The sequence below is a fragment of the Achromobacter mucicolens genome, assembly GCF_029866465.1.
Classification (GTDB): Bacteria; Pseudomonadota; Gammaproteobacteria; order Burkholderiales; family Burkholderiaceae_B; genus Achromobacter; species Achromobacter mucicolens.
On record NZ_CP123364.1, the window covers coordinates 4,075,810 to 4,099,411 of the forward strand.

Sequence of the window (23,602 nt, forward strand, 5' to 3'; positions counted from 1 at the left end):
AGGAAAAAGGGACTGGTCCGATTCTACTAGCGAGCGGTGAATCGTCGCCGGGCCAAGATGGCCGACCGCCGTTGATTTACGGCGTTTGTCCTGGGCCTTCTCCATGAGGCTGCGCGGCATCCCTCCGGCGCGGACCGGCGGCAGGACGCCGGTCCGCGAGGATTTCCCTAGCGCGGCGCGGGTCAGGCCTCGCCCGATTCGCGCAACTGCTGGCGCCGGTATTCGCCCTGCCGCACATGCATCCAGCCCGGGTATTCCGGCGGCAGCGCGCTGACCTTGTCCAGCGCGGCCAGTTCCTCCCCGGTCAGCCGGATGTCCGTGGCCGCGAGGTTGTCCTCGAGCTGATCCACGCGCTTGGCGCCGATGATGACGCTGGTGACGACCGGCTGGTGCAGCAGCCAGGCCAGCGCAACCTGCGCCACCGACACGCCGCGCGCATCCGCAATCAGCCGCAGCGCGTCGATGCTGTCGTAGGCGCGTTCGCGGTTCACGGGCGGGAAATCGAACGCCACGCGGCGGCTGCCCGCCTCGGCTTCGCCGTCCCGGCCGTACTTGCCGCTGAGCAGGCCCCCGGCCAGCGGGCTCCACACCATCAGCCCGACGCCCTCGCTTTGCAGCATGGGGACGAGCTCGCGCTCCAGATCGCGCCCGGCGACCGTGTAATAGGCCTGCAGCGACTCGAAGCGCGCCAGCCCCAGGCGTTCGGAAATGCCAAGCGCCTTCATGATCTGCCAGGCGGCCCAGTTCGACACGCCGATATAGCGCACATGGCCATGCTGCACCAGCGTGTCCAGCGCGCGCAGGGTTTCCTCGATGGGTGTGGCCGGGTCAAAGCCGTGGATCTGATAGAGGTCGATATGGTCGAGCTGCAAGCGCGACAGGCTTTTCTTCACGCCGTCCAGGATGTGCACGCGCGAATTGCCCCGCGCGTTCACGCCCGCGCCGGTCGGTCCGAAGACCTTGGTGGCAATCACCACATCTTCGCGCGGGATGTTCAGATCGCGCAGGGCCTGGCCCGTGATGATTTCAGAACGTCCTTCGGAGTAGACGTCCGCCGTGTCGATGAAATTGATGCCTGCGTCGAGCGCGCGTCCCACCAGCCGGTTGGCGTCCTCCTGCTGCAGGCTGCCGATCTTGCTCCAGAGCTCGCCTTCGCCGCCAAAGGTCATGGTGCCCAGGCACAGCTCCGAGACGAACAGGCCCGTGCTGCCGAATTTCTTGTATCGCATGTTTGCTCCTTCAGGGGCTGGCGGGCGCGCTGGGTTCCGGGACGGAACGCCGCTGCGGCAGCCTGCCGGGGTGCGGACAGTATGCGACCAGCGGGCCCGGCGCGCGCTGCTTGATCCTGCCCTTTTTTTGCCTGATTCTCCGGCACGGCAGCCAGGCCGGACCGACCCGTCGTTTTCTCCGGGATTCCTGCCTGATTCTCCATTCCCCCACGGGGACCCACCACCTGAGGCCCGAGATGGCAATACACTGGCGGACACCCAATCCTCCGCCGTCGTCGCCTCTCAAGGTGACGAACGGTGCGCCTGCGAGAGCCCGTCAATGTCCCTGAATCCTGCCCGATCGCTCGCCCCCATCGGCGCCGGTCACGACACCGCCTGCGAACTGGCGCGGTCCGAGTTGCTTTGCATGCTGGAGCGCATGACCGGCAATCTGGAAGGCGCGCTGGACACGCCGATCGAAGGCTTGTACCTGCACCGGCTGTCGCAACCGTCCGGGGCGAAGCCGGTCCTGCAGAAGGCGGCGCTGGCGGTCATTGCCCAGGGGTCGAAACGCCTGCTCATCGGCGAGGAGACCTATGAATACGATCCCTTCCATTTCCTGATCTCGTCGGTGGACCTGCCCGTGGTGGCCAAGGTGTCCGTCGCCAGTCCCACCCTGCCCTATCTGGGCTTGCGGGTAGACCTGAACCCCGAGGAGATCACCGCGCTCATCAGCGATGAAAACCTGCCGCCGCTGGTTTCTTTGGAAGCCTCGCGCGCGCTGTGCGTCAACCCGCTGGGCAGCACCCTGCTGGACGTCGTGCTGCGTCTGCTGCGGCTGCTGGACACACCCCGGGACATTCCGATTCTGGCGCCGATGATCAAGCGCGAACTGCTGTACCGCCTGCTCATGAATGGCCAGGGTGTCGTGCTGCGCCAGACGGTGCTGCAAGACAGCCAGCTCAACCGCGTGGCCAAGGCGATCCGCATCCTGCGAGACAATTTCGCGCAACCGTTACGGGTGGAAGAGATTGCGCGCGACGTGCACATGAGCGTGTCGTCGCTGCATCATCATTTCAAGCAGGCCACCGCCATGAGCCCGCTGCAATATCAGAAGCACCTGCGGCTGCAGGAAGCGCGGCGGCTGATGCTGACGGACGATGCCGGCGTGGCGCTGGCCGCGCATGCCGTGGGCTACGAGAGTTCCTCGCAGTTCAGCCGCGAGTACAGCCGCCTTTTCGGTGCGCCGCCGCTGCGCGACAAGCAGCGCTGGAAGGACGAGACCGCGCTGGCCGCCTGAGCGCTGCCTCGACCCGCGGGTCCCAAGCCGATCTCCCCCCAAGCCTCGAAGACGACCGGGATTTGCCCGCGTAATGCCGCATTTCTAGGGAATCGGCGCCGCGCGCCTTAATATGCTCGGCGGCCCACCGACGACCTGAGAGGATTTTGCATGCACGACCTGAATGACCTTTATTTCTTCGTGGAGGTCGTCAAGCATGGCGGATTCGCGCCGGCCGGCCGGGCGCTGAACATCCCGAAATCGCGCCTGAGCCGGCGCATTGCCCAACTGGAAGAGCGCCTTGGCGTGCGCCTGATCCAGCGGTCCACGCGGACGTTCGCCGTGACCGAACTTGGACAGGAATACTACGACCAGTGCCTGGCAATGCTGGCGGGCGCCGAAGCGGCGCAGGATGTCATCGACCGCACCCACGCTGAACCGCAAGGCACCATCCGCATCGCCGCGCCGCCCGCGCTCATCTACTACTTCCTGGGCAACGTGGTGGCCCGTTACATGGAAAAGTGCCCGAAGGTGAACGTCTACCTGAAGAGCTTCAGCCGGCCCGTGGATGTGCTGCGTGAAGGCTTTGACTTGGCCGTGCGGGTGCGCTTTGGCGCCATCGAAAGCAGCGATCTCGTGATGAAGAACCTGGGCATGAGCTGCCAGAGCCTGGTCGCCAGCCCCGCGCTGGCCCGCTCGTTGCCCGACCCCGCCGACTTGCAGACGATCAGCCGGCAACCCACCCTGGCGCTTGGGACCGAACAGCGCGAATGCCAATGGCGCCTGCTGGGCCCCGGCAACGCGCGCCTTGCCGTTCCCTTCATGCCCAGGCTGGTCACGGACGACATGCTGGCGCTCAAGCAGGCCGCGCTGCGCGGTGTGGGCGTCGTGGCCCTGCCCCTTCTGATGATCCGCGAGGAACTTGACGCGGGCACGCTCGTGACCGTGGGCGCCCCCTGGCAACCCGAGCCGGGCAGCGTGCATGCCGTCTTTCCGTCGCGCCGCGGCCTGCTGCCGGCCGTGCGCGAACTGTTGGATTTCATGGGCGCGGAGTATCGTGAAAACGCGCGCCGAGAGGCTGAAACCCAGGCGCGCCACGGCATTCCCACGCTGAACGCGCTATCGCCGGCGTTCAATTTATAGAACGCTGAGGTGCAAATCACCGGACTACCGGCTGTATCGTCCTGAAATTAGTATTCCTTCTACGCACTCAGCGTTGTTCACAACACCGCGCACCACCGCGCAAAACTGAATCGACCAAAGGAATCAGCCATGACCAAGCCCTACGTTAAGCTCGACAAGTCCCAAGCCGCCGTTCTGCTGGTGGATCACCAGGCGGGCCTGCTGTCCCTGGTGCGCGACTTCCAACCCGATCAATTCAAGAACAACGTGCTGGCCTTGGCCGACCTGGCCGAATACTTCAAGCTCCCCACCATCCTGACGACCAGTTTCGAAGACGGCCCCAACGGCCCGCTGGTCCAGGAGCTGAAGGACAAATTTCCCGACGCGCCGTACATCGCCCGCCCCGGCAACATCAATGCCTGGGACAACGAAGACTTCGTCAAGGCGGTCAAGGCAACCGGCAAGAAGCAACTGATCATCGCCGGCGTCGTGACCGAAGTCTGCGTCGCCTTCCCCGTGCTGTCGGCCATCGAAGAGGGTTTTGACGTGTTCGTCGTGACCGATGCGTCGGGCACCTTCAACGAAGTCACCCGCGATGCGGCGTGGCGACGCATGGAACAGGCCGGCGCACAGCTGATGTCGTGGTTCGGCGTGGCGTGCGAACTGCACCGCGACTGGCGCAACGACGTGGAAGGCCTGGGCACCCTGTTCGCCAACCACATTCCCGACTACCGCAACCTGATGGCTTCGTATTCGGCCTTCAAGTCGGCCAAGTAAGGCGCGCGGCAGGGCTGCCGGCCGTAACCCGCTGAGACGGCAATGAAAAAAAGGCCCAGGCGATATGCCTGGGCCTTCGTCATTTCGCCTTGCGGGCGAAGGGATATGCCTGTTGCGCCAGGAAGGTTCCTGGCATGTCGTTGTCCAGAATGCCGTAGTGCTGCGGCAACCGGTTGCCCACCCCGCGCACCGCGGTGCCGAACAGGTAGTCGATGAAGGAAAAGTGCGCCGCGTAGTTCTTGTCGATCGCCTCGGTATCGGACGAATGGTGCCAGTGGTGAAAGTCCGGCGTGACGATGATGTAGCGCAGCCAACCCCATGGCAGCTTCACGTTGGAATGGATCAGCACCGCCTGGAAACCCACGATGATGATGTAGGCGTCGAGCACCGCCTTGGAAAACCCCAGCACGAACAGCACGCCCAGCACAGCCACGCGCGTGATCAGCAGTTCCACGATGTGCAGCCGCGAGCCGGCCAGCCAATCCAGCGTGCGCGTGCTGTGGTGAACCGCATGGAAGCGCCACATGAACGGCACCTCGTGATAGATACGGTGCGCGGCGTACTGCGCCAAGTCCGCCACCAGCACCGCCACGAATAGCTCGAGCAGATACGGCATGGACTGGATGGCCTGCTGCAGCGGCTCATAGGCCGCCCAGGAGAACAGGCGGTGAATGAAGAAGTTGATGCACAGCAGCACGGCCCCCACCGACAGGTGATTGAAGAGGAAGTGCTTCATGTCCACCTGCCACTCGCCCCGGAATACGGGCTGGCCAGGATAGAGCGGTGTCAGCTTTTCGAAAATGATAAAGACGGTGCTGGACGCCAAGAGGTCCAGGATGAACCAATCGAGTCCCAGATACGGATGGCCGCCTGCGTTCGAGGCCGTGACGGCGACTTGGCTGCCGCCCGCGGCCACCGCGCAGCAGACCAGCACGAAGGCCGAGATATTCAGCCAGCGCTGGCGGCCAAGCACGGTATTGGCCAGCGCGATCGAGCCCGACACCAGCAGCGCGCTGAACAGCAGCGTGCGCATCGCCTCCACCGAATAGAAGCTGCGCAGCTCCGGCGTGGTGAGGTAGGCGGGAAAGTGGAACGCCAGCACGCCCAGCACCGAAAGGATCGCCAGGAAAAGCGCGATCACGCCGCTCATCATGCCGGTGCCGGGGTGGATCCGGCCATCCTGTTTGAAAAGGTCCATCACTCTGCGGTAGACCGGGGCGCGCTCTTTCATGGGTGTTCTGGGACAGTCCAAAGGGAAGCGAGTGTATCGCCGGGGACAGGGCGTCCTGTAATGAAAGGTGAACGTACGCGACAGAATGACTCATTTTGAGGGAGCCCTTGCGCCCCATCAACGGGCGGGAGGCACGCCGCAGCCCCTGAGGTTGACAAGCCGTTGGCGTTGGCGTGTCATGGGCTTGACGCTGATGAAGGCGTCGAGCCAGGCGCATCGTCGGTCCCGTCAACCGGTTCCTCAAGAGGCCTTTATGTTCCCTGAATACCGCGAGCTCATTACCCAACTGAAATCCGAAAACGCTCACTTTTCGGCGCTGTTCCAGCGGCACAACGATCTGGACCAGGAAATCCAGAACATGGAGGACGGCATCACGCCGTCCTCGGGCACCGCGATCGAGGTGCTAAAAAAAGAAAAACTGCACCTCAAGGACAAGCTCTACGGACTGCTCCGCGCAGCCGACCAGAACGGTCACGACAAGCGCAACGGCAGCTGACCTGCCGCCCCATGCGGGCTACATCAGTTCCAGGCCCGCGCCCTTGACGACGGCGGCGTACTTCGCCATTTCGGACCGAAAGTACGCCACCGTCTGCTCAGGCGGCATCAGGACGATACGGTTGTTCTGAGTCGCCATCGACTGCTTGACCTCCGGCGAGTTGAACGCGCGCGCGAGCGCATCAAAGATGCGGCGCACGTCCGCCTGCGGCAGCTTTGCCGGTCCGGCGGCCGCGAACCACCCGCCGATTTCGTAGTCCGCCATCCCTTGCTCTCGAAGCGTGGGCAGATCGGGCAGCGCCGCCATGCGCTCGCCGCCACAGGCCCCCAGCGCCTTGAGCGCGCCACTCTTGATCTGCGGCAGCACCGAAGGCAGCGACAGCACGCCGAAGTCGACCTGTCCGCCGATCAGATCGGCCATCATCGGGCCCACGCCCTTGTACGGGATGTGCCGCGCTTTCACGCCCGCCTGCTGCACATACATCTCGGCGGCAAGGTGCAGAATCGTGCCATTGCCCGACGACGCGTAGTTGAAGCGGCCCGGCTCGCTTTTCAAGAGCGCCGTCAGCCCCTGGATATCGTTTGCACTTATCTTCTGCGGATTGGCCACCAGCAGGAAGGGCGTCATGCCGATCATGCTGATCGGCGTGATGTCGGCGAGCGGGTCGAAGGGCAGGTTCTTATAAACGCTGGGAAAAATGACGTGGTTGTTCGACAGCATGCTGAGCGTGTAGCCATCGGGCGCCGAGCGCACGAGCGCGGACGTGCCCACGATGCCGCCCGCGCCGGGCTGGTTCTCGACCACGACCGTGTGCCCCAGCGCGGCGGACAGCGCCGGCCCCGCGGCGCGCGTGATCGTGTCCACGCCGGAACCCACGCCCACCGGCAAGATGAATTTCACCGGCCTGTCCGACTGCGCCCGGGCCAGGCCGGGCACGCCCAGCACGGCGGCGCCCAGCGCACCGAGGACCTGGCGGCGGCTCCAGCGCCCGCCCGCACGTTGATTGCTCATGTCTGTCTCCTGATGGTGTTATATGCCGGCCGACTTGTGCGGCCGTTTACTACAACGGTTGTGCGGCGTCCCTTCCACAGAACGGGCGCGATGCCCGTACCCGCTTCACGCCGCCGCACCCTGTGCGCGCAATGCCTCGATCTGTCCGGCGTCGTATCCCAACCCCTGCAATAGCGCGTCGGTGTCCGCCCCCAGCACGGGCGGATCGCGCCGCACGCCGAGCCGCTGGCCGTCCATCATCAGCGGAAACAACGCCGCCCCGGCCGTCTGCCCTGCCCGCTCGCCGTCGGGCAGCCGAATCTCGGCCAGTCCGCCCGTGGCGCGCAGGTGCGGATCGTCATACAGCTCCTCCGGTTTGACGATGGGCGCAAACGGCAGCCCTATGCGTTCAAATACCGCCGCCAGTTCGGCTGCGCGGAAATTCGCCAACCGCTTGCGCAGATCCGCCAGCAAGGTGGGGCGCAGCCTGACACGGTCGTTGTTCGTGGCCATCGCCGGGTCGTTCTTCAGGTCGTCAAAGCCAAAGGCATCGCAGAACGTCACCCATTGCGCGTCGCTGACCGCGGCCAGGAAGATCTGCTCGCCGTCCTTGACGGTAAAGACGTCGTAAAGCGCCCAGGCCGACACCCGATCAGGCATCGGCGCCGACGGCTGGCCGGTGATCGCGTATTGCAGCATGTGCTGACCGACCAGAAACACGTTGTTCTCGAACAGTGCCGACTGCACTTCCTGGCCTCGGCCGGTGATGCCGCGCTGAATCAGCGCCGCCATCGCGCCGATGGCGCCGAACATGCCGCCCATGATGTCGTTCACGCTGGTGCCGGCGCGCACGGGGTCGCCTGGCCGGCCCGTCATGTAGGCCAACCCGCCCATCATCTGCACGACTTCGTCCAACGCGGTGCGCATCGCGTAGGGCCCCGGCAGGAATCCCTTGTGGCTGACATAGATGAGGCGCGGATTTTCCTTGGACAGCGAGGCATGGTCCAAGCCGAATTTCGCCATCGTGCCGGGCCGGAAGTTCTCCGCCACCACGTCGGCGCTGGCGGCCAGTCTGCGCGCGGCCTCGGCGCCCGCCGGGCTTTGGATGTCCAGCGCAATGCTCTTCTTGTTCCGGTTGAACATGGGAAAAAACCCCGCGCCCACGCCCAGCAGATGGCGCGTCCGGTCGCCGCGCACCGGCTCGACCTTGATGACCTCGGCGCCCAGATCGGCCAGCACCATGCCGCAAGTCGGGCCCATGACCATGTGCGTGAACTCCACGACGCGCAGGCCGGCGAGCGGCAGCGGGCGGGACGATTGGGGAACTTCTGTGTCGGAAACGGGTTGCATGGCAAGGCTCGATGAGGATTCGTCGATGCGCACGGTCAGGCCAACTGGCCGTGACGTGCGGGTAAAGTCTTGGGCAGGCCGGCGCGCCACAGGGCGCCGTGCAAGGGCTGATCCGGCAGCCAGCCGGCCACGGCCGCGCGCAAGGCCACCAGGCGCTCCAGGTCAACGCCGGTCTCGATGCCCATGCGCTGCAGCATGAACACCAGATCCTCGGTGCTGACATTGCCGCTCGCGCCGGGCGCGTGCGGGCACCCGCCGATGCCAGCCAGGCAAGCGTCGAAGCGCGCCACCCCGGTGTCCAGCGCGGCCAGCACGTTTGCCAGTCCCAGCCCTCGCGTGTCGTGAAAGTGCGCGCAACACAAGCGATCGCCCGCGATGCGGCGCGCCGCATCGAACAGTCGGCCCACGGACGCGGGGTCGGCATATCCCACCGTATCGGCCAGGCTGACGCGGTCAGCCCCGGCGTCCAGCAACGCCTGCATCAGGCGCAGCACTTCGTCCTGCCGCACTTCACCCTGCAACGTGCAGCCAAAGGCCGTGCCAACGCCCCCTTCGATCAGCATGCTCGACCCCGCCGCGTCGCGCGCGGCGCGCATCTGACCAACCATCGCCACCACGTCGTCGGGCGTCTTGCGCAGGTTGGCCAGGCTGTGCGCGTGGCTGGCCGACAGCGGCACCAGCATCAGGTGCGCGCCGGTGGCCAACGCAAGTTCCGCGCCCTTCAGGTTGGGGACCAGGACGGACACGGACAGGCCAGGAAGCTGCGTGGCATGGGCGATCAGTTCGGCCGTGTCCGCCAATTGGGGCAAGAGGCGCGCGGGCACAAAGGAGCCGACTTCGATCTCGCGCTGGCCGGCGGCGTAGGCCGCATCGATCCAGTCGAGTTTGGTCTGCGTGGGCATCACCACGGAAAGGCTCTGCAGGCCGTCGCGCAGGCCGACCTCCCGGATCGACACGGCCTGGGGACGACGGGAAGATTCTTGGTTGGACATGGCAAGCGGCTCGAATGGAGAAATTCCAGTTTTAGATATTCTCAATAGCGTCACAAGCGGTATTTTGGAACGACTAAAATTCCACTTCGGAATATCACACCGGACAACATCCCATGCGCGACCTGGACATCACCACCCTACGGCTCTTCATCTCCGTCTGCGAGACCGGCAACATTGCCCGCGTCGGCCAGCGTGCCAACATCGTGGGGTCGGCGATCAGCAAGCGGCTCGCACAGCTGGAAGACACCGTGGGCGCGAAACTCCTGATGCGCAGGCGCCGCGGTGTCGAGCCCACCGAGGCGGGGGAAACGCTGCTGGAGCACGCACGCGCCATCCTGGCCAGCTCCGAGCGCATCGAGCGCGACATGTCGGCCTACGCCAGCGGCGTGAAGGGGCAGGTCCGGATCCTGGCCACCGCGTCCGTCCTGGCCGAGTCCCTGGCCGAGGACATCGCCGCCTTTCTCCAGGCCGCGCCGCACCGCAATATCCGCGTCGACATGGAAGAACGGGTCAGCCACGAAGTTGTGCGCGGTGTCCGGGAAGGCATCGCCAGCCTTGGCATCTGTTGGGACGCCGCCGACTTTCATGGGTTGGAACAGCGCCCATACCGGGGCGACCGCCTGGCTGTCGTCACCGCCCCAGGCCACCCGCTCGCCGAGCGCGACGCCGTTTTTTTTGAAGAGGCGCTGGCATACGAGCATGTCAGCATGCCGGCCGCGGGCGCCGTGCTGCGCATGCTGCAGACGGCCGCCAACGACAGCGGCAAGACGCTGCGGCACCGCGTCACGGTCAGCAACTTCGACTCGGCCTTTCGCGTCGTGCTGGCGGGGTTGGCGATCAGCGTGGCGCCCATTGAAGTGGCCACGCCGTATGCGCTGGCGCACGGCCTGCGGGTCTTGCCGCTGAAGGACACCTGGAGCCGGCGCCGCTTTGCCATTTGCATGCGCAGCGCATCAGCGCTGCCCGCCGCAGCCGCGTTGCTGCTGGAGCATCTGGTGGCGGCCGGCGCCAATGACAATCCGTGAACCGCGTCCCTCGGCTTGTGAGGTAATCCCTCATCCTTCTGGCGGACGGCGAAGGCGGCAGTGCGCTGCTACGCTGCCCTACCGTCGTCCATCAAGGAACGTCCGCCATGAGAACCGCAGTTGGCGTCGCGTGCGCATTGGCCATGCTGTTGTGCGGCGGTCCGGCCTTTGCCCAGTATGTGGTGCGCACCCAGGACATGAGCGGCAAGTGGAGCGTGCCCAACCCGCAATACGAAGGCGTGCCCGAGCTCTTTCGCGCCAGTTCCGGCGCCAAGCGCGCGTGCCTGGATCGCGGCCCGCCCAGCAACCTGTACCGAGCGACCAAGGTGATCGACCTGCGCACAGGCGAAGAAGTGCTGGTCGTCGACTGCATCCCGATTCGCGCCGAGCAGCGCCAGCGGTCGGAACAGATTCGGGCGAACGCCTCGAAGGCGGCGCCGGCGCAGTGAGGCATTGCCCTGCGACGCGACGCCTGGTGAAACTGCGTGCTATCGCGTCCGGGCGCCGTCCTTCTCGCCAGCGGACGAATTCACGTATTCCTTGACCGTGCCGTCCTTGTTGTAAGTCACGGTCAGCGTGCGCTGATCCTGCATGGCGCCGAACTCGCTGTTGTTGAAGTAGAACCACGACGCCGTGCGCAGCCCCTGCTTATTGACGCTCTGCGTGCGGGGCGGGCCAAAGTCGCGAACCATCTCATCGAACGTCGTGACGTTGATCTTGATGGCTTGCACCTTCGATTGCGTGACCAGGTCTCCCGGCGCGGGCGAGGCGCAACCCGCCACGAGCGCGGCCACGAAAAGCACGGACGATCTCATTGAATTTCCCCAATCCTGACGGCCGGCATGTGCGGCCGTTGTGGTGATGACGTTGTGGTTATGAATTTGGAACGAGCATAAGAATACCCCGACCAACGATCTTGCCGTTGTCGGCGTCGGCCCGATTGCCCGGTCTGCGCCTGTCATGTTGCGGTCATCTACAATGCCGCCAGTTGCCGAGCGCGAAGTGGCGCCGGCCCGCAACAAACAGGCAGCATGACCCGCGCGAAGAAATCAGCACCCAGAAAGAAAGCCCCAGCCAGCAGAAGCAAGGCCGCAAGCGGCGGCCGCATCTTCCGGTTCCTGCGCACATTCGCGCTGACCTCGGTGGCCGCCTTCGGCGCAGCCACCTATGCGCTGAATCCGCAGTGGCGCCCTCAGTTTTCGCTTGACGACATTCTTGCGCGCGTCGGCTGGCCGACCCACGAAAAGTTCGCGCCCGCGGCGGCGCCAGCAGGCGGCATGGCGCACACGCGCTTTGCCGAGTGTCCGCAGTTCTTCCCGCAGCAACGCCCGCCGGTCGTTCCGGCCAGCCAAGCCCTGCGCGAGCTGTGCTTTTCCAACTTCGCCATCTTGCACAACGGCCAGACCAAGACGCCGGTATTCGTGGCAGAGCGCCTGAACCGCAAGATATTGACGCAGGCGCAGGACATGCAGCGGTCCGACAAGTTCTATGCCGAAGCGCGCGTGCCCCGCGCCGAACGTGCCGAACTGACGGACTACCGCGGCTCGGGCTATTCCCGCGGGCACATGGCTCCGGCGGGCGACATGTCCACGCCCGAAGCGATGGCGCAGAGCTTTTCGCTGGCCAACATGGTGCCTCAAGACCAGCGTCACAACGGCGGCCCATGGAGCCAGATCGAACAGGACACGCGCAAGTACGTCATGCGCGCCTCGGGCGACGTGTATGTCTTCACCGGCCCCTACTACGGCGACAAGCCCAAACAGATCGGCTCGGGCGTGGCCGTGCCAAGCCATCTATTCAAGGTCGTCTACGATGCGTCCACCGGACGCTCGTGGGTGCACTGGCAGGCCAACAGCCCCAGCACCACGGCGGGCGCGCCCATCAGCTATGAGGAATTCGCACGGCGCACCGGTATGCAACTGCTGCCAACGTCGAAGCCTTGACGATGGAGCAGGACGGCCGCCGTTAGGTTATTGCCTCGACAGTCCCGTTTCGACCTCGCATGGCAATTGCCACTAGCGGCTATTTCGGCCGAGGAGATGACAGCCCCTGATCGACGGCTGGCCACTCACCTGCCCGCAGGCGCGGCAGGCACAGGATCATCGCCTTGGCCACATTGCGCACCTCTTCCTGCACCGCCGTGTCCGTATCCAGATCCGCATGGCTGGTGGCATAGGGCTCGTAGTAGCCAATGTAGCGATCGAGCCGCGTCGACGCGCCCGCATCCACCATCCCCATCCAGTCCAGCCAATCGCACAACGCCCGCCGTTGCCCCTCGATGCCGGCCACGTCGCCATGGACCACCACGCCGTAGGCCCGGCCAGCAAGATGCTTGGGATACGGCCAGCCGTCCATTTCGATCTGCTTGGCCTTCATTGCGTCCTTGCCCGACGTTGTCGTCGGATCGGGGTTGCCGCCGTCCGCACAGACCAGCCGGTCGATCATCAGCTTCAACACGCTGGGCGACTGATACCAATAGGTGGGCGCCAGCAGGATCACGCCATGCGCCGCCACCCACTGCTCGTAGATATCGTTCATCGCATCGTTGTCCTGCCCGAGCGAATGATTGGGATAGCAGCTACAGGGCCAATGGCAGAGCGGCATCGCCGTGGACACGCAGCCTTTGCAGGGATGGATGAGGTATTGATATTCCGACGTGAGCCGGCTGAGATCGAGCATGTCGGCGTGGACGCCCGCAGACTCCAGTTCTTCACGCACGATCCGAGACAGCCGCCACGTCTTGGAAACCTCGCCTGGACAGGTACCGTCATTGCGCGCCGCGCCGACGACCACCAGGACGCGCGACCGCGTGGCCGGATCGCGCTGCACCTGGGCAGAACGCGCAAGCCGGTCGTGCGCATCCTTCCATTCCACCGACAAGTCGTAATCGGGATCGGCGTAGCCTTGCCCGGCTTTGGCGGTGACGGGCGCCTTGCGCCCATTTTCGTATGCGTCCCACGCAATGGCCTCCAGCCGGTCCAAGGCTTGCGCTTCCACCTTGAACGCGGGATCGTAGAAGCGGCGCATGAAACGCAAGCGGAAGGTGTCTCGCGGCAGCTTGTCCGCGTATTGACCCGTTCGGATTTCAAGCTTCGGTTTGGACATGGCGTTGAGTCTGCGAGGATGAGCCACTGCACGCAGCAACTCCCATGCCCGCGTGAGACGCAATCGTTTGCACCGACCGGCTGGCACCGCGCAGGACATCAGTGCTTTCAACGGCGCGACGAGTGCAGTAGGATGCACCGACCGACTGGAGGAAATTATGCAGACCGCAAAATGGGACTTTCAGATCGCGCAGCCGGAGCAGGACGGCGATGATTGGCGCATTGGCTATACGCTGATCTCTCCCATCGCCGGCGTGCCGTCCGAGCGCATTGCCATCGATGAACGGTTTCATTCCGCCCATGGCGCAATTGCCGAGGCCACCCGCCTCGCGCAGATTCACGTCGCGGATCTGAATGGCGAAGCGCCGACGTTCGAAGCACCTAGCGATTCCGAGGTGCCGTTCGACAAGGATCAGCGGTTTTAGGCAGCGTCGCCCATTGGACAAACGCTGCCACGCAAGCAGGTGCCGCATGGCAGCGAAACACCGCGTTTCATACGTTCGGAAGCGACCCGTTCAACGCGCGGGAGCCGGAGCACTGCCGGCCGGCGTGGCGGGGGTGGCCGGGGTAGCGGGCACCTGGATCTCTTTCTTGCGCAGTACGCCTCCACCCTGCACGCTGCCTTGCACACTGGTGGGCGAGTTCATCTTCGCCACGCAGGTCTGCCGCTGCGATTCCGGCAGACGGTTGCAGCGCGCCAGCTCGTTCTGGCGGAGCTGTTCCGGGCTCTGCGCATTCAGGTTCTGACGATCACGCTCTTGCCGTGCCGCAGCCGCTTCGCGCAGGCACGTCTCCAGCGGTTGGCCAGAGGCACCACTCTTGCAGGTCGCGACGTCCTGCTGATGCTGCGCTTGCGAGGTAGCGCTAGTGTCGGCAGCATGGGCCGCGCCGGCCGTCCACGCCAGACCCGCCAGGCAAAGAATCGCGGAAAAGCTTTTCAGGGACACTTGAACAGCATTCATCTTGTGAACAGCATTCATGGTCGGCTCCTTGGAAAAAGGGGGATGCGCCCGGCGAGGCGCCGCGCGGCAACTCCCGCCGATATATCTACCATGCGGCAATCGACGGCCGCCACGAACGCAGTAACGCGATGTGTCAGGCCCGATGCCCGTCCAGGTGTGCAAGGACGGATGCGGCGACACATTCCAGCGGGCGTTGCGCATCGACATGCGTCCAGCCTTTGACGTCGCGTTGCCGCGCCAATTGGGCGCGCACCACGTTCTCAGTGGCGTCCGAAGGGTCGTTCGTACGCTGATTCACGCGTGCCGACAACGCGGCCGGTGACGCATCAAGCCAAAATCCGCTGAAGGGAACCCCTGCGCGCGCCGCGCACTGTTCAATACGCTGACGGCACGCCTCCCGCTCAAACACTGCATCGGCGATCACTGCGCAACCGGCCTGGACCAGTTTCTGCGCGCAATCGGCCTGTGCCGCGTAGACGTTTTCGGAAAAGTCGGTTTGATAAGCCGTTTCGGGCAGCTTCGATGAGGCGGGCACTCCCCACATCTGCTTGCGAATACGGTCGCTGGACAGTATCCGAGCGCCCGGCATCGGGCCAAGCGCATGCGCGATCGCGACGGCCAACGAGGATTTTCCCGAGCCGCTGAGCCCGCCAATGGCAACCAGACGCCCAACGCGCGGCGACAGGCAGGCAAGCGCGGTATCGATATAGCGCTGGGCCTTTCCCAGCGGAGTCGTTCGCGTGGTGTCGATGGCTTCTTCGGCCTGTGCGACCAGGACGTGGGCGCGGATGACGGCTCTGATGGCCAGGAACAACGGCATCAGCGCCATGCCCGCGTCATCGTGGCGGAGATCCAGGTATCGGTTCAGCACGACGTTGGCCTGCCGCAAGAACCCCTGGGAGCAAAGATCCATGATCAGAAATGCCAGGTCGTAGAGGACATCGATGGTGGCAAGGGCATCATCGAACTCGAGGCAGTCGAACAGCATCGGCGCGCCATCGATCACGCAGATATTGCGCAAGTGCAGGTCCCCGTGACAATGGCGCACATGCCCCGCCGCCGCCCGCGCGGCCAGCAGCGGCGCCTGCTTGTCCAACTCGTCACGAATCGCGGCGCAGAGCACCTCGATCTTCGGTCCGGGCAGCACGCCGGCCGCGGCAAGAAGTTTCTCGGCCGCGGCCAGCACGTGGGTCAGCCTGGAAGGCACATCCACGCCACCCACAACCGGCGCGTTGTCATGAGACTTGGCAATCTCTCCCGCAATGCGCTCCGCCAGCGCGTCGGTCAGCCCCTCCCGCTGCGCGACGGCTTCCAGCAGCGCATCGTCCGGGAAGCGCCGCATTTCCACGACGGCGTCGATCAATTCTCCGGAGCCGTCGAAATTCAGATTGCCTTTTTCGTCCCGCCTGATTTCCCGCACTGCCACATACAGATCGGGCGCGGTTCGCCGGTTGAGCTCAAGTTCACGCAAGCAGGCCGCCAAGCGCAGCGCAGCAGTGGAAAAATCGGCATAGGGAAAACGCACCGCCCTTTTCAGTTTGAAGGCGCGAATCCCGGCAAGGACAATAACGGAGATATGGGTGCGTATCGTGACGATGTCGCCCGCAGGCACGCCGTGAACATCAGGACGGGTCAAGAATTCCAGCGTGGCGGCCTGGCACCGCGCATCCGGGTCCACGTGTTCATCTGTCCGGTTCATGCTGGTCCGTCTCGCATCGCAATACCGCTCCGTCTGGCGTGCCGGCGCCACTAGACACCTGCCGGGAAGGTTTCTGGCGCCTCATCCAATTTCCAGGTATCGCCCCATTCAAGAGGTTCAACTGCTCGCGTCTCGTCAAGATGCAGCACGCAGTCGAACTGACGTGGCAGGCAGGCGTAAAAATAATGGCTGCCTCGTTCCGTTTCCGGACGGTAGACGACCCCAATGGCGCGCTCCAGGCGGGACGTCGACAGCGCCCGCATCAACTCTTGATCGCTGTTGAGCGGCAACATGAAGCGGCTAAGGCCCGTCTCATGAAACAGCGATTCGTAGCTTCCCGGCAGGCCAGGGCGCACCCGCATGCGCTCGGCGGGCAAGTCCCAATCGGCCGCCGCCGTCACGCTGCCCTGGTAGGTCGTCAGTCCGATCAGAAACGCCTGCTTGCCATAGGATTCACGCGCCAACTGTCCCACGGTCAACTCGCCGGCCTGGCCCACTTGGGTGGCGCGCGCGTCGCCCACATGAGAATTGTGTTCCCACACCACGATCTTAGGTGGCAGGCCGTCTTCCGTCCGAGGCAAGTGCCTGGCGAGCGCATCAAGCGTTTGCATCATGTGCCGATCCCGCAGATTCCAGGACGAAACGCGCTGGTCGAACATGGTTCGGTAATACTGCTCGGCGTTTGCGATCAGGCGAGCGTTCTGCTGCACGTAAAAAAGCGCATCGCTTGCCGCCTGGCCATCGCGCCTCATGTATTCGGCCGCACGGGCATTGAGATCCTGCATTTGCGCGATCACGGCGTCTCTGCACGACGCCGACAGGCCATGGTGCGCCAAGTAGCCATAGCGCTCGCTACTGCTGCCGAAATGATCGAAGCAGGCGTAACGCTGACGCGCATCACGCGCAGCCTCCGGGTCGACCTCATCCAGGTACTTCAGCACTTCGGCAATGGACGTGAACAGGCTGTATAGATCGAGCCCATAAAAGCCGACGGGCGCCGCGTGTGCGGGCAACGATTGGTTGAAAGACCGAAGCCACTCCACGAACCGGACGACCTCGGTATTGCGCCACATCCACGTTGGAAATCGCTTGAACCCCGCCAAGGCCTGCTCGCCGGCATTGTCGTCGCCTTGCCCGCGCAGGTATCGGTTGACGCGATAGGCATCGGGCCAATCCGCCTCGACCGCAACTGCAGAGAATCGCCTTTCGGCGATCAGCCGCTGCGTAATGCGAGCCCGTTCTTCGTAGAATTCGTGCGTGCCATGACTGGCTTCGCCGATCAGCACGAAGCGCGCGCCGCCGATATGTTCAAGCAGCGCGTCATAGTCCGTCATTGCTCCCGTAAGCGGCCGCGCGGCCGCAGACAGTTGGGCAAGCGTGGCGGCGTGAGCATCGATGGCGGTTTCCATGTGCACTCCAAAGGCTGGACCAGGGGGCATCAGCCGTTGCGCGACGAAGAAGTCGTCGTCGACGCGGTGGGCGGATGCCGGTGCTGCGCTTCGTGCAGCAGATGCAGGACCTCGTCGTCCGCGGTCTGTTCAAAATCCGCATACCATTGCCCGACGCCATAGAACGGCGTAGGCGTATGCAGGCACGCGACTTCGTCCGCTTCGCCCTCAAGCGCTTGCCTGGTTTCGGCTGCGGCAACCGGCACGGCGGCAACAACCCATGCAGGATTATTCTTGCGTACGGACTGAAGCGCCACGCGCATGGTCGAACCCGTCGCAAGGCCGTCATCCACCACGATGACGACCTTTCCCTGCAATGGAAGCGGTGGCCGCCCCGCGCGATAGACCGATTCACGGCGCTCGATTTCTTTCCGTTCACGCGACACGATGGACTCGATCGCTTTTGGATCGACGCCGTAGGCCTCAATTTCCCTGGTCTGGAATAGTGACTGATCGCTGCTGATCGCGCCGATGGCGTATTCGGGATGCCCCGGCATGCCGATCTTTCGCACCACCTTGATGTCCAGGGGGGCATCCAGCTCGGCCGCGACTTCGAATCCCACCGGCACGCCGCCTCGCGGCAACGCCAGCACGATCACATCCGGCCGTCCCGCATAGCTGGCCAATTGCCGCGCGAGCAACAGGCCGGCCTCGCGCCGGTTTCTGAAGAGAATGTTCATGATCTCTTGCGCCCCCAGCCAGTTGTGTTGCCAGGCCGTGACCCGCGCGGATATCAACGCGCGCCCTTGTGATCCTTCTGGCCAGTATTTTTGTGCCGTCCCAGCGACTCGGCCATTTCGGCCTTCTGCCGCTGTGCCACGGCGTCTTCCTTCTGGCGCGCCTCTTCTTTTCTGGCTTTCGGCGGGGGAGTTTTGGCGGGTTGCTGCATGATGTCCTCCTGGACGTTCGCCGCCCGACGCGGCGGGATAGCCCATCATGAACCGGCGCCACCGCGCCTTGTTGACGAAAATCACGAATTTTCCAACCACCCGTTCATCGAATCTTTGCCAGGGGCACAGACGCGCCCCGCTTGGCTGGCTTGAACGCGCCGTCCCACGAACGCCCGGCATACAACGCACCCCATTTTTCCATTGACGATCGTCAATACTGACTCGCCCTGCCCCGGGAAAATCGATGCGAAGAGCGCCGAATCCGGGGTGCGCGACGGAACACGCGTACCCCTTAACTCGTCCCTTATTCCGACAGGAGAGCCATCATGAAAGACGAAGAACTTCGCCGTCACGTGCTGGACGCCTTGGAGTTCGATCCCCGCGTCGATGCAACCGGCATCGGGGTCGCGGCTTCCCAAGGGGTCGTAACGCTGACGGGGCATGTCAGCACGTTCAGCGAAAAGTACGACGCAGAGAAGATTGCCGCACACGTGAAAGGCGTCAAAGGCATCGCGCAGGAGCTCGAAGTCCGGACCGGCTACGAGCAAGGAAACTCGGACGAAGAGCTGGCCAAACGCGCGATCACCAGCATCGGCTGGAACGTGTCCATCCCCGACAACAAGGTGCAGGTCAAGGTGCAACACGGCTGGGTGACCTTGACCGGAGAGGTCAGTTGGAACTTCCAACGCGTGGCGGCCGAAAGCGCCATTCGCCGCCTATCCGGCGTCAAGGGCGTCGCGAACCAGATCAAGTTGTCGAACAACGCGCAGATCAGCGATGTGAAACAGCGGATTCAGGACGCGTTGAAACGAAGCGCCGCGCTGGAAGCACACGATATCCAAGTGGCTGTGCACGACAGGCACGTCACGCTGATGGGAAAAGTGAATTGCCTGGCCGACAGGCGCGTCGCCGAGCAGGCCGCATGGAGCGCGCCAAGCGTCATCAGCGTGGAAGACAAGCTCACCGTGGGCTGATGGTGCGCTTGCGCTGTGGCTTGCCGGCAGGCAACCGCCGAATCAATTGGCGTGACTCAACGCGCAAGATAGGCGCGCACGAGTTCCATCAGATACTGGCCTTGGGGCGTCGGCGTGCTGTCACGCCGGCGCACGATGTACACATCCCGCGTAATGTCGGGATCCAGCACCGGAATCGACTTCAGGCCATAACCATGCGCCTCGAACAATGCCGGCATGATGGTCACGAAATTGCCCGACTGCACCAGTCCGATCATGGTGGCCAGCTGATCCACTTCGATGGTCCAGGGCAACTCCAGCCCGCGGGCATTGAGGACGCTGTCGATCTGCAGGCGGGTGGAACTGACCGGATTCAGTCCCACCACCGGCAGGCCGGGCAACTTTTTCCACGACAGCTTGCGGCTGCGTGGCGCCAGCGCAGAACGCTCGGCGTACACCAGGTTGAAGCCATAGGTGGCGATGCGCTCGGCCTCCAGGGTGGGGCCGAATGACACCGGCGTGGTGATGCCGAATTCCACCTCGCGTTCTTCGACCAGGCCCGTCGTGACGGTGGCGTTGCCGTCGCGGATCGACAGGTACACCTGCGGATGCCGTGCATAGAACTCGGGCAGCACCTTGGGCAGCACCGAATAGCCTACCGAGGCCACCGTGCTCACCATCAGTGTGCCTTCGTGCCCCCGCGCGCGGCGGGCTGCCTCGGTCAGGCTGGCATCCATCTGCGTCACGATAGGCAGCACGCGCTCGTAGAGCGCGCGGCCCACCGACGTCAGCACCACGCTGCGCGTCGTGCGTTCGAACAAACGCCCGCCAATATCCGATTCCAGCTTCGCGACGCGCCGGCTCAAGGCCGACGTCGTGACGCACAGCAACGCGGCGGCCGACGTGTATTGACCCATGCGCGCCACGCAGCAGAACGCGCGGATGTCTTCCAGATCGTAATTGATTCGCATGGATCAATAATGGTTGAAATTTTTTCGATAGACGTAACTATACGCGCTGGCCGAACATGCCGGCATTACTTCGACGAGCCATCATGAATTCACAAGGCAAGGGCATTTTCCTGAAATCGATGAGCAGCTTCTTCGTGGGCGGCGCGACCGCCGTGCTGGAAGGCCTGCCGGTCGAATATCGCAGCATGGTCCTGAACGGATCGCCGCGCGAGGTCAACCCGAACGGAGAACAGGTCTATGGGCAGATGTATGTCCAGGAGTACCGCCTGGCGCAGCCCCGCCATCCGGATCCGGTGCTGCTGTGGCATGGCGGGGGCATGACCGGCTGCACCTGGGAAACAACTCCGGATGGCCGCAACGGCTGGCTGTGGAAATTCCTGGACGCCGGTTACGACGTGCTGGTCAGCGATGCGGTGGAACGGGGCCGTTCGTCATGGGCACGGTTCCCGCAGGTGTATCGCGAGGCGCCCGTCTTTCGCACCAAGCGCGAGGCCTGGACGACGTTTCGCATCGGGCCTGTCTATGACCCGGACCCTGCGCGGCGCGAAGCCTATGCAGGGCAACAGTTTCCCACCGAGGCGTTCGACGCGTTCGCCAATCAATGGGTGCCGCGCTGGCCGGGCCACGAGTCCATGATCCTGGCAGCCTATGAAGCGTTGATCGACCGGGTGGGACATTGCCATATCGTGGCCCACAGCCAAGGTGCGGGCTTTGCAGCCGAAATTGCGCGCCGCCGGCCACGCGCGGTGCGCCGGGTGGTGGGCGTCGAGCCCGGCGGCATGCCGCAAGCGGCGCCGATTGATGCGCTGCCGCCGCATCTTGTTGTGTGGGGCGACTTCATCGAACCATCGGGGTCGCACTGGGTCGGCTACCGCCAACAAGCCGAGCGTTACCTGGATTCCATACGGGGGTGCGCCGACGTAACGGTGCTGGACCTGCCCGAAAGCGGCATCGCGGGCAATTCGCACCTGCCGATGATGGACCGCAATAGCGACGAGGTATTCCAACGCGTCCTGAACTGGCTGCAAAGCTGAAGCAATACAAACGACAACAACGGGAGACAACCATGAACATCCGAACCCTTTCCAGCGCGGCGCTGCTGGGAGCCCTTGTGTTGGGAGGAACGAGCGCGGCGCATGCGCAGGCCTACCCCGCCCATCCCATCAAGCTCATCGTGGGCTACGCGCCGGCAGGCTCGGTGGACACGTTCGCTCGCATCATCGCCCCCGAACTGGGCCGCGAGCTGGGCCAGACCGTCGTCATCGAGAACGTCGCGGGAGCCGGCGGCATCATCGGCGTCACGCGCGCCGTCAACGCCAAGCCCGACGGGTACACGGTACTGATGGGCATCGTGTCCGACGTCGTGATCGCACCCATTCTTCAGTCGTCGGCCAAATACACCTACCGCGACCTGGCCGCCGTCGCGCCGCTGGGCACAAGCGGCGTCGGCGTGGTGGCGAATCCGAACCTGGGCGTGAAATCGTTCGGCGACCTGATTGCGCGCGCCAAGGCCAACCCGGGCAAGCTGACCTACGGCGCCACGGGCGTCGGCTCGCTGCCGGCCATCGCCATGGAGAGCTTCAAGCTCACCACCGGTACGGACATCACCTTTATTCCCTATGCAAGCGCCTCGAAGATCGCGACCGATGTCATCGGCGGGAATGTGGATATCGCGGTGTCCGGGTTGCCCGCCCTGCTTGAACTGATCAAAAGCGGGCGTGTGACGGGCGTGGGCGTCATGAGCCGCGACCGCGATATCGGCAACCCGGACTTGGCGTCGGCGGGTGAAACACCGGAACTCAACGGGATGGACTATTACTTCTGGACCGGAATTTTTGCACCGTCGAATACGCCGGAACCCATCGTCCAGACATTGAACGCCGCGTTCAGCCGCGTCATGGCCAAGCCGGAGATCCAGGCACGGTTCAAGGAATTGGGCGTAAAGGTCAGCCCGCCCACCTCGCCCACGGCGTTTGGGCAGTTCGTGGCGAGCAGCGATGCGCAATGGCAAAAGCTGATCGAAGACGCGAAGATCCCGCGGCAGTAGGAGGAAGGGACACAACAAAATGGCCCCAAGCTTTGTGAGCTTGGGGCCATTTTTTCGTCCTACCGATTGGTGGTCCACAGGATGGGCCACCAATCGTCTTTTCTTGCACTGCGGAAATCCGGAGACCCGCATGAATATTGGTCGGGGCGGTGGGATTCGAACTCACGACCCTCTGCTCCCAAAGCAGATGCGCTACCAGGCTGCGCTACGCCCCGAAGGGTGGAGACTATACCAGAAACTGGTGTCTGGCGTCCGCTGCGCCCGACCCTGCGGTCAGCCGAAGCGGCCCGTGATGTAGTCCTCGGTTTCCTTGCGCGAGGGCTTAACAAAAATCTGGTCGGTCTGACCGAATTCCATCAGTTCACCCAGGTACATATACGCCGTGTAGTCCGAACACCGCGCGGCCTGTTGCATGTTGTGCGTCACGATCACGACGGTGTAGTCGTTCTTCAGTTCGGCGATCAGCTCTTCGATCTTGGCGGTGGAAATGGGATCCAGCGCCGAGCATGGCTCGTCGAGCAGCAGGACTTCGGGCTTGATCGCGACGCCGCGGGCGATGCACAGGCGCTGCTGCTGGCCGCCGGACAGGCTGTTGCCGCTTTGGTGCAGCTTGTCCTTCACTTCGTTCCACAGCGCGGCCTTGCTCAGCGCCCATTCCACGCGCTCGTCCATCTCGCCCTTGGACAGGCGTTCGAACAAGCGCACGCCGAAGGCGATGTTGTCATAGATGCTCATGGGGAACGGCGTAGGCTTCTGGAAGACCATGCCGACCTTGGCGCGGATCAGCGAGATGTCGGTCTTGGCCGTCAGCAGGTTTTCGCCATCCAGGAGGATTTCGCCCTCGGCGCGCTGGCCGGGGTAGAGCTCGAACATGCGGTTAAAGGTGCGCAGCAGGGTCGATTTGCCGCAGCCCGACGGGCCGATGAAGGCGGTGACCTTCTTCTCCTGGATCGACATGTTCACGTTGCGAATCGCGTGGAACTTGCCGTAGTAGAAGTTCAGGTCCTTGACCTCGAGCTTGTTCTTGACTGCGGTAGCGGTGTTTTCCATTGCATTTC

General features: G+C 63.9%; 25 protein-coding genes and 1 tRNA gene. 11 read left to right on the plus strand and 15 right to left on the minus strand.

All coding sequences use genetic code 11. From position 1 onward, the window contains the following. Window positions 1–182: 182 nt before the first annotated feature. A complete protein-coding gene (locus tag QEP15_RS18660) occupies window positions 183–1,229 on the minus strand; it encodes an aldo/keto reductase (protein ID WP_152385187.1) in 1,047 nt (348 codons plus the stop codon). 319 nt (window positions 1,230–1,548) lie between these two features. Between QEP15_RS18660 and QEP15_RS18665 the strand changes: the two genes are divergently transcribed. The 3 genes from QEP15_RS18665 to ycaC all read left to right on the plus strand — a co-directional run bounded on the left by QEP15_RS18665 (window position 1,549) and on the right by ycaC (window position 4,386). Further along, window positions 1,549–2,508 (plus strand): AraC family transcriptional regulator, encoded by a 960-nt coding sequence (locus QEP15_RS18665; RefSeq protein ID WP_280147848.1) that lies wholly within the window; start codon window positions 1,549–1,551, stop codon window positions 2,506–2,508. 150 nt (window positions 2,509–2,658) lie between these two features. Then, on the plus strand, window positions 2,659–3,630 hold the full coding sequence (locus QEP15_RS18670) for a LysR substrate-binding domain-containing protein (protein ID WP_062841754.1): 972 nt from the start codon (window positions 2,659–2,661) through the stop codon (window positions 3,628–3,630). A 129-nt stretch (window positions 3,631–3,759) separates the two neighbouring features. Next, complete coding sequence (ycaC, locus tag QEP15_RS18675; RefSeq protein ID WP_128827375.1) at window positions 3,760–4,386, plus strand: isochorismate family cysteine hydrolase YcaC; 627 nt, start codon at window positions 3,760–3,762, stop codon at window positions 4,384–4,386. A 79-nt stretch (window positions 4,387–4,465) separates the two neighbouring features. Here ycaC and QEP15_RS18680 read toward each other — a convergent pair whose 3' ends face one another. Next, a complete protein-coding gene (locus QEP15_RS18680; RefSeq protein ID WP_056326880.1) occupies window positions 4,466–5,617 on the minus strand; it encodes a sterol desaturase family protein in 1,152 nt (383 codons plus the stop codon). A gap of 253 nt (window positions 5,618–5,870) precedes the next feature. Here QEP15_RS18680 and QEP15_RS18685 point away from each other — a divergent pair, with 253 nt between their 5' ends. Further along, window positions 5,871–6,113: an HP1242/YdcH family protein gene (locus QEP15_RS18685; protein WP_056326879.1), complete on the plus strand. Its 243-nt coding sequence runs from the start codon at window positions 5,871–5,873 to the stop codon at window positions 6,111–6,113. An 18-nt stretch (window positions 6,114–6,131) separates the two neighbouring features. Here QEP15_RS18685 and QEP15_RS18690 read toward each other — a convergent pair whose 3' ends face one another. From QEP15_RS18690 to QEP15_RS18700, 3 genes are all read right to left on the minus strand, one after another. Further along, window positions 6,132–7,124 carry a Bug family tripartite tricarboxylate transporter substrate binding protein gene (locus QEP15_RS18690; protein ID WP_193725316.1) on the minus strand — a complete coding sequence of 331 codons (993 nt, stop codon included), beginning with the start codon at window positions 7,122–7,124 and terminating at the stop codon, window positions 6,132–6,134. Between the two features lie 105 nt (window positions 7,125–7,229). Continuing rightward, on the minus strand, window positions 7,230–8,453 hold the full coding sequence (locus QEP15_RS18695) for a CaiB/BaiF CoA transferase family protein (RefSeq protein WP_152385190.1): 1,224 nt from the start codon (window positions 8,451–8,453) through the stop codon (window positions 7,230–7,232). A 35-nt stretch (window positions 8,454–8,488) separates the two neighbouring features. After that, window positions 8,489–9,445, minus strand: a complete 957-nt coding sequence (locus QEP15_RS18700; protein ID WP_152385191.1) for a hydroxymethylglutaryl-CoA lyase — start codon at window positions 9,443–9,445, stop codon at window positions 8,489–8,491. A gap of 113 nt (window positions 9,446–9,558) precedes the next feature. Between QEP15_RS18700 and QEP15_RS18705 the strand changes: the two genes are divergently transcribed. Then, entirely contained in the window at window positions 9,559–10,470 is a 912-nt protein-coding gene (locus QEP15_RS18705; RefSeq protein ID WP_152385192.1) for a LysR family transcriptional regulator, read from the plus strand. 107 nt (window positions 10,471–10,577) lie between these two features. Next, window positions 10,578–10,919, plus strand: a complete 342-nt coding sequence (locus QEP15_RS18710) for a hypothetical protein (RefSeq protein WP_152385193.1) — start codon at window positions 10,578–10,580, stop codon at window positions 10,917–10,919. Window positions 10,920–10,958: 39 nt separating this feature from the next. Here QEP15_RS18710 and QEP15_RS18715 read toward each other — a convergent pair whose 3' ends face one another. After that, complete coding sequence (locus tag QEP15_RS18715) at window positions 10,959–11,285, minus strand: hypothetical protein (protein WP_174245427.1); 327 nt, start codon at window positions 11,283–11,285, stop codon at window positions 10,959–10,961. A gap of 216 nt (window positions 11,286–11,501) precedes the next feature. Here QEP15_RS18715 and QEP15_RS18720 point away from each other — a divergent pair, with 216 nt between their 5' ends. After that, a complete protein-coding gene (locus tag QEP15_RS18720) occupies window positions 11,502–12,413 on the plus strand; it encodes a DNA/RNA non-specific endonuclease (protein WP_280147849.1) in 912 nt (303 codons plus the stop codon). A 79-nt stretch (window positions 12,414–12,492) separates the two neighbouring features. On the opposite strand, the gene QEP15_RS18725 is transcribed toward QEP15_RS18720, so the two are convergent. Further along, window positions 12,493–13,575, minus strand: a complete 1,083-nt coding sequence (locus QEP15_RS18725) for a flavodoxin family protein (protein WP_280147850.1) — start codon at window positions 13,573–13,575, stop codon at window positions 12,493–12,495. A gap of 157 nt (window positions 13,576–13,732) precedes the next feature. Here QEP15_RS18725 and QEP15_RS18730 point away from each other — a divergent pair, with 157 nt between their 5' ends. After that, window positions 13,733–13,999 carry a hypothetical protein gene (locus QEP15_RS18730; protein WP_056326865.1) on the plus strand — a complete coding sequence of 89 codons (267 nt, stop codon included), beginning with the start codon at window positions 13,733–13,735 and terminating at the stop codon, window positions 13,997–13,999. A gap of 90 nt (window positions 14,000–14,089) precedes the next feature. On the opposite strand, the gene QEP15_RS18735 is transcribed toward QEP15_RS18730, so the two are convergent. The 5 genes from QEP15_RS18735 to QEP15_RS18755 form a co-directional block, all read right to left on the minus strand. Further along, window positions 14,090–14,554 (minus strand): hypothetical protein, encoded by a 465-nt coding sequence (locus QEP15_RS18735; RefSeq protein WP_280147851.1) that lies wholly within the window; start codon window positions 14,552–14,554, stop codon window positions 14,090–14,092. 115 nt (window positions 14,555–14,669) lie between these two features. Further along, a complete protein-coding gene (locus QEP15_RS18740; protein ID WP_280147852.1) occupies window positions 14,670–16,235 on the minus strand; it encodes a bifunctional aminoglycoside phosphotransferase/ATP-binding protein in 1,566 nt (521 codons plus the stop codon). Between the two features lie 50 nt (window positions 16,236–16,285). Then, entirely contained in the window at window positions 16,286–17,644 is a 1,359-nt protein-coding gene (locus QEP15_RS18745; RefSeq protein WP_280147853.1) for an erythromycin esterase family protein, read from the minus strand. A 29-nt stretch (window positions 17,645–17,673) separates the two neighbouring features. Beyond that, the gene (locus tag QEP15_RS18750) at window positions 17,674–18,363 is read right to left on the minus strand and encodes a phosphoribosyltransferase (protein WP_217618823.1); all 690 of its coding nucleotides are present in this window, start codon (window positions 18,361–18,363) and stop codon (window positions 17,674–17,676) included. Window positions 18,364–18,416: 53 nt separating this feature from the next. Next, window positions 18,417–18,572 (minus strand): hypothetical protein, encoded by a 156-nt coding sequence (locus QEP15_RS18755; protein ID WP_155739284.1) that lies wholly within the window; start codon window positions 18,570–18,572, stop codon window positions 18,417–18,419. A 327-nt stretch (window positions 18,573–18,899) separates the two neighbouring features. On the opposite strand from QEP15_RS18755, the gene QEP15_RS18760 reads away from it, so the two are divergent. Further along, on the plus strand, window positions 18,900–19,547 hold the full coding sequence (locus tag QEP15_RS18760) for a BON domain-containing protein (protein WP_175155035.1): 648 nt from the start codon (window positions 18,900–18,902) through the stop codon (window positions 19,545–19,547). Between the two features lie 56 nt (window positions 19,548–19,603). On the opposite strand, the gene QEP15_RS18765 is transcribed toward QEP15_RS18760, so the two are convergent. Continuing rightward, window positions 19,604–20,497 (minus strand): LysR family transcriptional regulator, encoded by an 894-nt coding sequence (locus QEP15_RS18765; protein WP_152385199.1) that lies wholly within the window; start codon window positions 20,495–20,497, stop codon window positions 19,604–19,606. Between the two features lie 83 nt (window positions 20,498–20,580). On the opposite strand from QEP15_RS18765, the gene QEP15_RS18770 reads away from it, so the two are divergent. Both QEP15_RS18770 and QEP15_RS18775 read left to right on the plus strand, forming a co-directional pair. Then, window positions 20,581–21,531: an alpha/beta hydrolase gene (locus QEP15_RS18770; protein ID WP_280147854.1), complete on the plus strand. Its 951-nt coding sequence runs from the start codon at window positions 20,581–20,583 to the stop codon at window positions 21,529–21,531. Between the two features lie 32 nt (window positions 21,532–21,563). Further along, complete coding sequence (locus QEP15_RS18775; RefSeq protein ID WP_056326855.1) at window positions 21,564–22,544, plus strand: Bug family tripartite tricarboxylate transporter substrate binding protein; 981 nt, start codon at window positions 21,564–21,566, stop codon at window positions 22,542–22,544. A 138-nt stretch (window positions 22,545–22,682) separates the two neighbouring features. On the opposite strand, the gene QEP15_RS18780 is transcribed toward QEP15_RS18775, so the two are convergent. Both QEP15_RS18780 and pstB read right to left on the minus strand, forming a co-directional pair. Beyond that, a tRNA-Pro gene (locus tag QEP15_RS18780) sits at window positions 22,683–22,759 on the minus strand. Window positions 22,760–22,817: 58 nt separating this feature from the next. Continuing rightward, window positions 22,818–23,594, minus strand: coding sequence for a phosphate ABC transporter ATP-binding protein PstB (gene pstB / locus QEP15_RS18785; protein ID WP_056326853.1), 777 nt, complete (start codon window positions 23,592–23,594; stop codon window positions 22,818–22,820). Between the last annotated feature and the right edge of the window lie 8 nt (window positions 23,595–23,602).